Here is a 9,039-nt window from a genome sequence, read left to right as displayed (position 1 = left end):
GGCGGCATCAGGTACATCAGCGGCGCGGTGCGCGCCACGCCGCGCACGGCGTTGACATGGCCCCAGACCAGCCAGCCGAGGAAGGCCGAGACCAGCACTGCCCACAGCGTGGCCAGCCAGATCAGCGGCGGTACCTGGGCCCAATCCACCGCCAGCGCGGCCGGCAGGCTGAAGGCCACCACGGGCCCGCTGCCGAGCAGCACGGCGTAGGTCATCACCACCACGCCGCCGTGGCGTTCGATCAGCGGTTTGGTGGCGACGGTGTAGTACGAGAAGAACGAGCCCGCGACCAGCAACACCAGGTCGCCGCCACCGGCGCGCCATTGGCCGCCCGTGAGCTTGTCGGACAGGAACACCAGCACGCCGATCAACGCCAGGCCGACGCCGATGACCTGCGCGCGGTTGAGTTGTTCGAGCCCGTACCAGCGCAGGATCAGCAAGGTGAAGATCGGCCCGCAGGCCAGGATCACGGAACTCGAAAACGCCGTCGACCAGTGGATGCCGTAGGTGACCAGGCCGACATGCACCAGATGCCCCGCCAGGCCCAGGCGCAACAGGGCCCACAGGTCGGCACGCGGCAGGCGCGGCCAGCGGCGGCCGTAGCGTGAGCACAGCAATGCCGCCGCAGCCAGTGGCATCACCAGGTAGCGCGCGAACAGGAAGCCGCCGGGCTGCAGATAGGCGAAGACGGCCTTCTGCACACTGAAGTTGGCGCCCCAGATCAGCACCAAGGCCACGCCGAGCCAGAGCGCGCGGCGGCTGCGTCGGCCTTTGGCGTCGGCGGGCATGACGCCAGTGTCGCCTACCGTGCGCCGGGCTCAGGCCGGCTGTCGCACTGGCCAGCGCAACACGCCGGTGGTCAGCGCGGTGCCGAGCAGGATCACGGCGCAGCCGAACAGCATCGCGGGCGTCAGCTTCTCGGCCAGAAAGATGGCGCCCCAAAGCAGGCCGAACACGGGCAGCAGGAAGGTGACCGTGATTGCGCGCGCGGCGCCGAGTTGGTCGATCAAGTGGAAGTACAGCAGGTAAGCCACTGCGGTGCACAGCAGGGCCAGGCCGGCGACGCTGCCCCAGGCCGTTGTGCTCGGCATCACGGCCGGCCACAACCACAGGGCCGGCAGCAGCAACACCACGGTGGCCGCGAGCTGGCTGCCGGTGGCGACCGCCAGCGGCGCCACGCCGCTGAGCCGGCGCTTGGTGTAGTTGGCGCCGAAGCCGTAGCACAGCGTCGCGGCCAGGCAGGCGGCGATCGCCAGCGCAGCGCTGACGCCATGCTCGCCGGGCTTGACGCTGGCCGTGTCCCAGGCCAGCCAGAGCACGCCGGCAAAACCCAGCGCCAGGCCGGCCACGCGCGTGAGCGTCAAGCGCTCGCCGAGCCAAGCCCAGGCAATCAGCGCGCCCCACAGCGGCGCGGTGGCATTGAAGATCGACGACAAGCCGGCGTTGATGGCCAGCGCGGCCGTCGAGAAGAGCACGAAGGGCAGGGCCGAATTGACCACCCCGACGACGGCAATGGCGCGCCAATGCGCGCGCAACAACGCGAGCTGGCCACGCCAGAGCAGCAGCGGCAACAGCGCCAGCGTGGCGATGCCCACCCGCAGCGCCGACAACGCGACCGGCCCGAACTCGGCCGCGCCCAGGCGCATGAACAGGAACGAGGCGCCCCACAGCGCAGCGAGCATCAGCAGCTCAATCAGGTGTTGCGCCTTCATCCCGTCACCCTCCCTCCTCCTCGACGGGGCAGGGCCGGGGAGGGGGTGAAAGCCCAGCCAACCACAAAGCCCCTCATCCCAACAGCACCCCCTCGAGCACCAGCAACGCCTGCTTGCGATCCAAGCCACCTGCATACCCGGTTAGCGAGCCATCGCGCCCGATCACGCGGTGGCACGGCACGATGATGCTGACGGGATTGCGGCCAATCGCCGCCCCCGCCGCGCGCGCGCCGCCCGGCCTGCCGGCCAACGCCGCGATCTCGCCATAGGTGCTGGTGTGGCCGTGCGCGATCTTCAACAAGGCACGCCACACCGCCTGCTGGAACGGCGTGCCCTGCGGGTCGAGCGCGATCGGCGAGGTGCGGCGCCGGGACCAATAGGCGCTGAGCCATTCACGCGCAGCCACGATGTGCGGGTGCTGCGCGTCCACCGGCACGTCGAGCGCGCCCGGGTGGTGCTGCTGCGCGTCGAACCACAAACCGGCCAGGCCCTTGGGCGTGGCCAATGCCGTCAGCGGGCCCAGTGGTGAATCGATCTCGGCCTGCGCCGCGAACGGCGTGGCATCGGTAGGGAAGGGGGTTGGTTTCATGTGCCGGTCTCCAATGATTGCCACAGGCGCATCACGGCGTAAGAACGCCAGGGGCGCCAGTTTTCGGACATTGCGGCCACGGCCTTGGCGTCGCGCGTGCCCAGCGCGTTCATCACGCCGATGTCGCTGGCCGGGAAGGCATCGGGCCAGGCCAGCGCGCGCATCGCGATCAACTGCACGCTCCACTCGCCTATGCCGGGCAGGGCGCGCAAGGCATCGAGCGTGGCGGCCAGCGGTGCGCCGCGGTCGAGCGCGATGCGGCCGTGGTGAACCTCGGCGGCCAGGGCCTGCAGGGCGCCGACACGCTGGCGCACGATGCCGAGCTCGCCGATCGCGCTGGCCGGCGCCTGCGCGAGCGTGCGTGCCGACGGGAACAGCCGGTTCAGCTCGGGCCACGGCGTCTCGACGGTTTCACCGAAGCGCTCCACCAGCCGCCGCGTCAGCGTGCGCGCCGCCGCCACCGTGACCTGCTGGCCGAGGATCACGCGCACGGCCGACTCGAAGCCATCGCAGCCACCGGGCACGCGGATGCCGGGCACGGCCGTGAATCGTGGCCAAGGCAAGGCGGCGAGCACCGGGTCGATCAGGGCCGGGTCGGCATCGAGGTCCAGCGCATGGCGCACCAGCGCATTGATGCGGCCGAGCTGCGGCGCCAGGCTCGGCGACATCATCACTTCGACCTCGTGGCGCTCGGGCAGGAACTGCAGCGCCAGCCAGCCGGGCGCTGCGCCCTGGCTGGCCGCGAGCGTGCGCCGCCACAGGCCCTGGTCATCCATCGCTTCGACCCCGGCGATGCAGCGCGCGGCGAGAAAGCGCTGCACGCCGGCGATGTCGTACGGCGGCCGGTAGGCCAGCCGCACTTTGAGCGCATCGCAGGCTAGGGCATCGGGCAGGCGCAGCAGCGGCGTGCCACCGCGGCGCCGCGCCAGCGCGCGCGGCTGCGCGCGGCGCAGCCCGCTCGGGCTCAGCCGGCAGCGCTCGGAGAACACCGCATTGAAGCGGCGTTGGCTCTCGAAGCCGCAGGCCGCGGCCACGTCGGCCACCGACAGCGCGGTGTCGGTCAGCAACTGCTTGGCCAGCAGCAGGCGCTGGTTGGTGAGGTAGTCGATCGGGGTCACGCCATGCCAGGCCGCGAAGATGCGGCGCAGGTGGCGGTCCGTCACCCCGAGCTTGGCCGCAATGGCGGGCAGTTGCACCGGCTGGCCGTGGCGCGCCGCGTACTCCAACATGCGTGCGGCATGTTGCGCCAGCCCCTGCGGCGAATCGACGAGAGACAGGCCCGGCGCCAGCTCGGGCCGGCAGCGCAGGCAGGGCCGAAAGCCGCCCTGCTCGGCGCTGGCCGCATTGGCGAAGAAGCGGCAGTTCTCGCGCCGCGGCAGGCGCACGCGGCAGACCGGGCGGCAGTAGATGCCGGTCGACGTGACGCCGACGAACAGCCGGCCGTCGAAGCGCGCGTCGTGGGATTGAAGGACGCGGTAGGCGGCGTCGGGTTCCAGGGTCATGGCGCCATCTTAGGCGCGGCGGCGACCGCGATTCGCCGTTTTCGGACCTGTGGCTTCAGGGCTGTGTCGAAGCGATGCTGTCGTTCGTCCGTTCGCATTTGTTTAGGCCGCGCATGACATTCGTCGACCTGATTAGCGACAATGTTCAGCAGCCCAGCGCCCACCACCGTTCGGGCTGAGGTATCGAAGCCCTGCGCGGCCCTTCCTTCGATACCTGAGGATGATCGGCACCGCACGGCCATCGGCAACGAGCGTTTGCTGGCCATCGCGGGCGACAGGGTGCTCATGCGGGTGCGCGCTGACGACACCGGCGGCAAGCGCACCGTCGCCATGCCGGGCGAGCAGTTCATCGGCCGGCTGCTGCAACACGTACGGCCACCGGGCTTCAAGCGCATCCGCCACTACGGGCTGCTGGCGCCGGCCGCCAAGACCGAGCGGCTGGCGCTGGCGCGGCGGTTGCCGCGATGCCCGCAGCCAACGCGCAGGCGCGCGAAGATGCGCAAGCCTTCATGCGCCGCGTCGCGGCCATCGACCTCGCGTGCTGTCCGCATTGCAAGCTCGGCCACTGGTGCGTGGTCGAGCATCGCGGCGCCGACCGCGCGGCCATTGCAGCGCTTGCAGCGCCCCTGCTGGTCGCTTGTCGAGACCCGCCGTGACGCGCACGCGCGGCCCTACTCTGTGTTCAGCGTCGGCTTGCGCACGCAGGCCCGGAGCCTCCTGCGTCGGCCACGCCGCGGCGGCACACCGGGCCGCGCTGGGTCGCTGGCGCACCGGCCACACGCCGCCTTCGTTGCCAGCATGCGACCTCGGCAACACGCCGCAGTCCGCTGCAGCATGCATCGGCATTGCCGGCACAGGCCACTGAAACTTACACTGCCTACTCCACCGCCGGCCCGCCGGCGGCTCAGTCCAACGAGGTTTATCCGACGCCATGCACAACCGTGCCTTCGATCAGCTTCGCCTCGGCGTCAGATAAACGCTATTCGTTAGGCCCCTGAAGAAAATGGACTCGCACTCGCACGGTCAAGACCCCGAAGCCTACGCTCTCGCCTTGAAATACTGGCGACTTGGCATCCAGTATTTGCATCTCACGCAGCAGGCGAGCGACGAGATCTCAAAGCAACGAAATGCTTGGCTTGTGGTTGGGGAAGGCCCGGAGCCTATCGACTACGCGGAAAGAACGAAATGGTCGGATCACATGGTCGCAACACCGGTGCTCTTCAGTTTCTTCCACGGCATCGAGCTCATGCTTAAGGGGTTCGCTGCGTTGAAGGGTCCACGAACAAAGCCTCCCAACCACTCTCTCTCAGCTCTTGCATCAGCGTTCAATGATGAACAGAATGATGCTGTGATCTCGCAGTTCCTCGAGAAGTATCTAAAAGCCGCCACTGTTCCAAGCCCACTAAAGGAGTTCTTGGCGGCGTCTCATACCGACATCGACAAGTACTACCAGGCACTCAAGTATCCGGAGAGCGTCGCTGGCCAGGAGTACATACACAACGAGCTCTACTACAAGGACAAGGGCGAGTGGGGCCTGTCGTTCTACTCTCAGCTGCGAGACGACATAGCTGCCGTTCGACCAGCACTCGTTTGCCTCGGCCGTTCGCTCGCGCCGCATGCGCCCAAGGCCGGTGCCGGGCGGCACGCAGGTGCCTCTTAAGAAACACCCTTAACGCAGCCCGATTCATTACCGAGAAGTCATGCAACGGTTGTTTCCGAGGCGCGACTTTCGGCAGCAGGCCGATTACTACGCTAACCACTCCATCGAGCGGACGTTCCATAGGCCGCTTCGCGTCCTTTGGCCCGCCAATCATGTCGAACGTTGGCGACGCAACTGAGCTCCGGCGTCATCTTCGATGGAGACGTGTTTTCCGTTCGGGGTGACAACACGAATAGAGCGACCGCCTGACTCAGATGTCCAGCTGTGTAGCTATGATCCACGTAGCAGTTCCTTTGCAGCCACTCAAGGACTTCATCAATGAAAGTCGCACACGCAATCCTTTGCATATCCGCTGTCCTCGTAGGATGCGCGTCCACAGGTGTGGTCCCGGCAGATCGTGGAACCTACATGATCTCCAAGCAGAGTGCCGCCGGCGTGTTTGGCACGCCCGGTGGCGTGAAAGCGGATATCTATACAGAGGCAAATGAATACTGCGCGCGCACAGGCAATGCGTTCGAAACTGTCAACATTGAAGTCAAAGACGCAATACCGTTTGTGCGTACAGGCAGTGCCACGCTCCAATTCAAGTGCGTCCCGAAATAGCCATCTGGCCCGCAATTGCCGTAAGGACGCTCTGTACCGGTGAGCCACCATGTGGCGTCGGCGTCCAACCCACCGCGACGTCTAACTCCTCCATCGAGCCGACGTTCCAAAGGCCGCTTCGCGCCCTTTGGCCTGCCGCTCATGTCGCTAGCCCCAATTCCAACTTCACAGACCGTTCCCACACGAAGGACAGAACGATGGAAAAGCCTAAGACACTCTGCAAGAATTGTGGGCAGTCGACAACCTTTGGCGAAAGCGCCGACTTCCAACGAGTGAAACTCGGCTGGTGCAACCCGTGTTTCAAACATAGTCAGCGCACGTTTGAAGACAAGGATTCAGGCGACAAGAAGTATTACGACGACCTAAGAACGATCGATGGAATAAAAAGCCGATACAGCCCTAAGTAATGCGTAAACCAATGAAATCTACTCGATGAAGAATAACGAACTATTTGGCGTTTTCGCCGCGCAAATCTTCGCTTCCACCTACGAAAGCTTCCCTGTCGCAATCCGAATTCCTAGAGAAGACATGTCCGCCCTCATGTCTGCGCAAACTGATACGGTGATCACTGAACGCAAAGTCTCCACGCGGAGCGGAATGCAGACGCTACTTGATGAGGCTGGGGTGCTTTCAAAGGAGGCCGTGGTTGCAGCAACGGCGAAGCTCGATGCGCTCAACGAACAGCTAAACGGAAAGAAGGCGGAGGCGAAGCGCATCGCCGACGTATTGGAAGGAGCTATCTTCGCTCTAACCGCAGAGGGTTTCATTCGGGAGAGAGAACCTGGGTTCTATCAGCTAACCTTCAAGGGACTTGCGCATTTGAGCAAGCCCTTCGGGACTGGAGAAGGACAGCCTTCCATAGCCGAGCGAATACTAAATGCACTGAACCCGGCGAACTTCGTGGGTTCGGTGACATCCGGAACGCTCATCAACTTGGTCGGCCGTGCCATTGGGGGATCTTAAGAAACACCCCTCAAGTGTCTGATCTTGAAAGGCAATGCAACACCGAACCGCGCAAATCGTCGCGCCAACAGCATGCGTATGAAAAGGGCTCACGAGACGGTCATGACAGCAATTACTAGATTGGCGATCCTGACCGTTGCACTTGTGGTGCTTAGCTCCTGTGCCAACTATCGCCCCGTGTCCTCCAATCGCGGTCTGAATGGGTTCCCGGGTGCCGGTCTTGTTGTAGTCCTAGAAAAGCCGTTCTCCTTTCGTCCTGGACTCGTCGTCAATACACTTCCGGCTGGCACATATCGACCGGCATTCGAGGACGAAGACGGTATCTAGTCGGCCCTGCGAAATCGATCTTCACCCTGTCGCCAAACTTGGCGTGACCCGCCAGCGTCGCCACTCGAACCGCCGATCACGTTGTCCAACGGCACGCAGGGCAATTTGCAGCGCGTGGCCGATACATGCCGCATACAACGCCACCTGCGAGAAGAGCAAAAGAAGGGCCACCAGGCCCTTGGTGGCGATCGCTCGCAGCAGCCAGCGGATGTTGAACCCTGCGGCGCACAGCACCGCATGCAGCGCGTCACCACTGCTGCCGCCCAGCCAACAGCGGTCCATCCGGTTGTCGCTCTTGGTGTGGCCGATGGCCGGCTCGATCGCCTGGCGCCGCTTGAGCCAGCGTCGTTGCTGTTTGTCCAGTGACTTGAACTTGCCGCGGTGGATGATCTGCACCGGCGCGCAGGCTTCGTCCACGCCGCGGAACCCCAGATCAACGACCGCCGTGGTGGGCCTGACGCCGATGTCTTGCAGCAGCGTGTTGGTCTGCTCGAGTTGTTCGGCCAGCGTGTGGCCGTCATACGGATTGCCTGGGAAAGACCGGGCGCCCACCATCAAGCCCAGCTTGTGCGTGACGGCCAGGCTGACCTGACTTCCGATCATCCTGAGGTATCGAAGGAAGGGCTTCCTGGCCTTGCCTTTGCCGATGCATTCCACCTCGGGTGCATGCAGCGCGTAGAGCTTGTTCTTGCTGTGGCGCTGCTGGGTGCGAATGCGCTCGGCGCGCTCCAGCCACTTCATCAGCTCAGTGATGGCCAGCGCGGTGGGCTCATGCCCAGCAACTCCCTGCGAAATTGATTCCAGTCCGCGCCGTGCATTGCGCATGAGTGCGCCCAGGATCGTGCGCTGGCGCTTGACCGTGCGGCGCAGACGCTTGAACTGCCTGGCGTGCGCGTAGCCACCGGCCTTGCGGCGCAGCTCACGGCCCTCCTTGGCGAATGTCTGTTTGAGCGCGATGCCGCAGCGCTTGGCGGCGCTGGCCACCTTGTGCCGCGCGATCTCCAGCAAGCGGCTGTCGGTCGGGTGCGCGATGGCCTTCTCTTGGACCGTGGTGTCCACGATGATCATCTCGAACTCGGACTTCTTCACCGCGCCCATCGACACGGACGCTTCGATGGTGGACTTGAGCAGTTGCTCGACACCGGCCTCACCCAGCACACGGCGAAAGCGGCCGATCTGCGTGGCGTCGCACGGCAGGCGCGGCTCGTAGTACGCCAGGCCGCTGAAGAACTGCCAGACCACGTTCTCGCTCCAGCGCTCGCAGAGTTCTTCATCGCTCAGGTTGAAGGCGTGCTTGAGGTACAGCAGCGCGACCATCAGGCGGATAGGCAAGCGCGGGCGGCCGGCGTTGCTCAGGCCAGCGCCAGCGAGCTGCGCGGTGGGCCCGAACAGGTCGGCATCTTGGACCAAACGGCCACTGCGATCCTTGTGCGCGAGCAGCGGGGCCAGCGAGGCTTCGATATCGGTCCAGGGCATGCGCGTGGCCAGCACCACCAGCGGGTGGCGCATGTCGATCATCGAGTCCAGCCGGGCGCGGAAAAAGTCGTCGGTGGCCATCGGATGCGCTCTCCAAAACTCCCAGGAACTGATATCGATTGGAATCAATCCTGGGAGATCGCGCTATTGGCATTCACCCCGCAGAGCAAGCGTTTGTGCGGGCTGGCGGAGATTTGCAGGGCCGAC

9 protein-coding genes are annotated in these 9,039 nt (G+C 65.0%); 3 read left to right on the top strand and 6 right to left on the bottom strand.

What is annotated here, in order from left to right; all coding sequences use genetic code 11:
* The 5 genes from RMO12_RS09190 to RMO12_RS09170 all read right to left on the bottom strand — a co-directional run.
* The coding region (locus RMO12_RS09190; RefSeq protein ID WP_309639060.1) for a DMT family transporter at positions 1-788 on the bottom strand (788 nt) is incomplete at its 3' end.
* Positions 789-818: 30 nt separating this feature from the next.
* Complete coding sequence (locus RMO12_RS09185) at positions 819-1,712, bottom strand: DMT family transporter (RefSeq protein ID WP_309639059.1); 894 nt, start codon at positions 1,710-1,712, stop codon at positions 819-821.
* 73 nt (positions 1,713-1,785) lie between these two features.
* On the bottom strand, positions 1,786-2,301 hold the full coding sequence (locus tag RMO12_RS09180; RefSeq protein ID WP_309639058.1) for a methylated-DNA--[protein]-cysteine S-methyltransferase: 516 nt from the start codon (positions 2,299-2,301) through the stop codon (positions 1,786-1,788).
* On the bottom strand, positions 2,298-3,803 hold the full coding sequence (locus tag RMO12_RS09175) for an Ada metal-binding domain-containing protein (RefSeq protein ID WP_309639057.1): 1,506 nt from the start codon (positions 3,801-3,803) through the stop codon (positions 2,298-2,300). Before RMO12_RS09175 ends, RMO12_RS09180 begins: the two co-directional genes overlap by 4 nt.
* A complete protein-coding gene (locus RMO12_RS09170) occupies positions 3,800-4,153 on the bottom strand; it encodes a hypothetical protein (RefSeq protein ID WP_309639056.1) in 354 nt (117 codons plus the stop codon). Before RMO12_RS09170 ends, RMO12_RS09175 begins: the two co-directional genes overlap by 4 nt.
* Here RMO12_RS09170 and RMO12_RS15975 point away from each other — a divergent pair.
* The 3 genes from RMO12_RS15975 to RMO12_RS09155 all read left to right on the top strand — a co-directional run bounded on the left by RMO12_RS15975 (position 4,089) and on the right by RMO12_RS09155 (position 7,029).
* The gene (locus RMO12_RS15975) at positions 4,089-4,793 is read left to right on the top strand and encodes a transposase (RefSeq protein WP_405029651.1); all 705 of its coding nucleotides are present in this window, start codon (positions 4,089-4,091) and stop codon (positions 4,791-4,793) included. The two genes, RMO12_RS09170 and RMO12_RS15975, sit on opposite strands and share 65 nt — an antisense overlap.
* Positions 4,794-4,854: 61 nt before the next feature.
* Positions 4,855-5,463 carry a hypothetical protein gene (locus tag RMO12_RS09160; RefSeq protein WP_309639054.1) on the top strand — a complete coding sequence of 203 codons (609 nt, stop codon included), beginning with the start codon at positions 4,855-4,857 and terminating at the stop codon, positions 5,461-5,463.
* 1,035 nt (positions 5,464-6,498) lie between these two features.
* Positions 6,499-7,029 (top strand): hypothetical protein, encoded by a 531-nt coding sequence (locus RMO12_RS09155; RefSeq protein ID WP_309639053.1) that lies wholly within the window; start codon positions 6,499-6,501, stop codon positions 7,027-7,029.
* Positions 7,030-7,377: 348 nt separating this feature from the next.
* Here RMO12_RS09155 and RMO12_RS09150 read toward each other — a convergent pair whose 3' ends face one another.
* Positions 7,378-8,913, bottom strand: a complete 1,536-nt coding sequence (locus RMO12_RS09150; RefSeq protein WP_309639052.1) for an IS5 family transposase — start codon at positions 8,911-8,913, stop codon at positions 7,378-7,380.
* Positions 8,914-9,039 lie beyond the last annotated feature (126 nt).

The organism is Methylibium sp. (genome assembly GCF_031393925.1).
In the GTDB taxonomy this organism is placed as follows: Bacteria; Pseudomonadota; Gammaproteobacteria; order Burkholderiales; family Burkholderiaceae_C; genus Methylibium.
This window is presented reverse-complemented; position numbering and strand designations above follow the sequence as displayed.

Coding starts and splice junctions, on each gene's coding strand:
- RMO12_RS15975 (WP_405029651.1), top strand. CDS start 4,089: ATGCGGGTGCGCGCTGACGACACCGGCGGCAAGCGCACCGTCGCCATG.
- RMO12_RS09170 (WP_309639056.1), bottom strand. CDS start 4,153: ATGAACTGCTCGCCCGGCATGGCGACGGTGCGCTTGCCGCCGGTGTCG.
- RMO12_RS09185 (WP_309639059.1), bottom strand. CDS start 1,712: ATGAAGGCGCAACACCTGATTGAGCTGCTGATGCTCGCTGCGCTGTGG.
- RMO12_RS09150 (WP_309639052.1), bottom strand. CDS start 8,913: ATGGCCACCGACGACTTTTTCCGCGCCCGGCTGGACTCGATGATCGAC.
- RMO12_RS09180 (WP_309639058.1), bottom strand. CDS start 2,301: ATGAAACCAACCCCCTTCCCTACCGATGCCACGCCGTTCGCGGCGCAG.
- RMO12_RS09155 (WP_309639053.1), top strand. CDS start 6,499: ATGAAGAATAACGAACTATTTGGCGTTTTCGCCGCGCAAATCTTCGCT.
- RMO12_RS09175 (WP_309639057.1), bottom strand. CDS start 3,803: ATGACCCTGGAACCCGACGCCGCCTACCGCGTCCTTCAATCCCACGAC.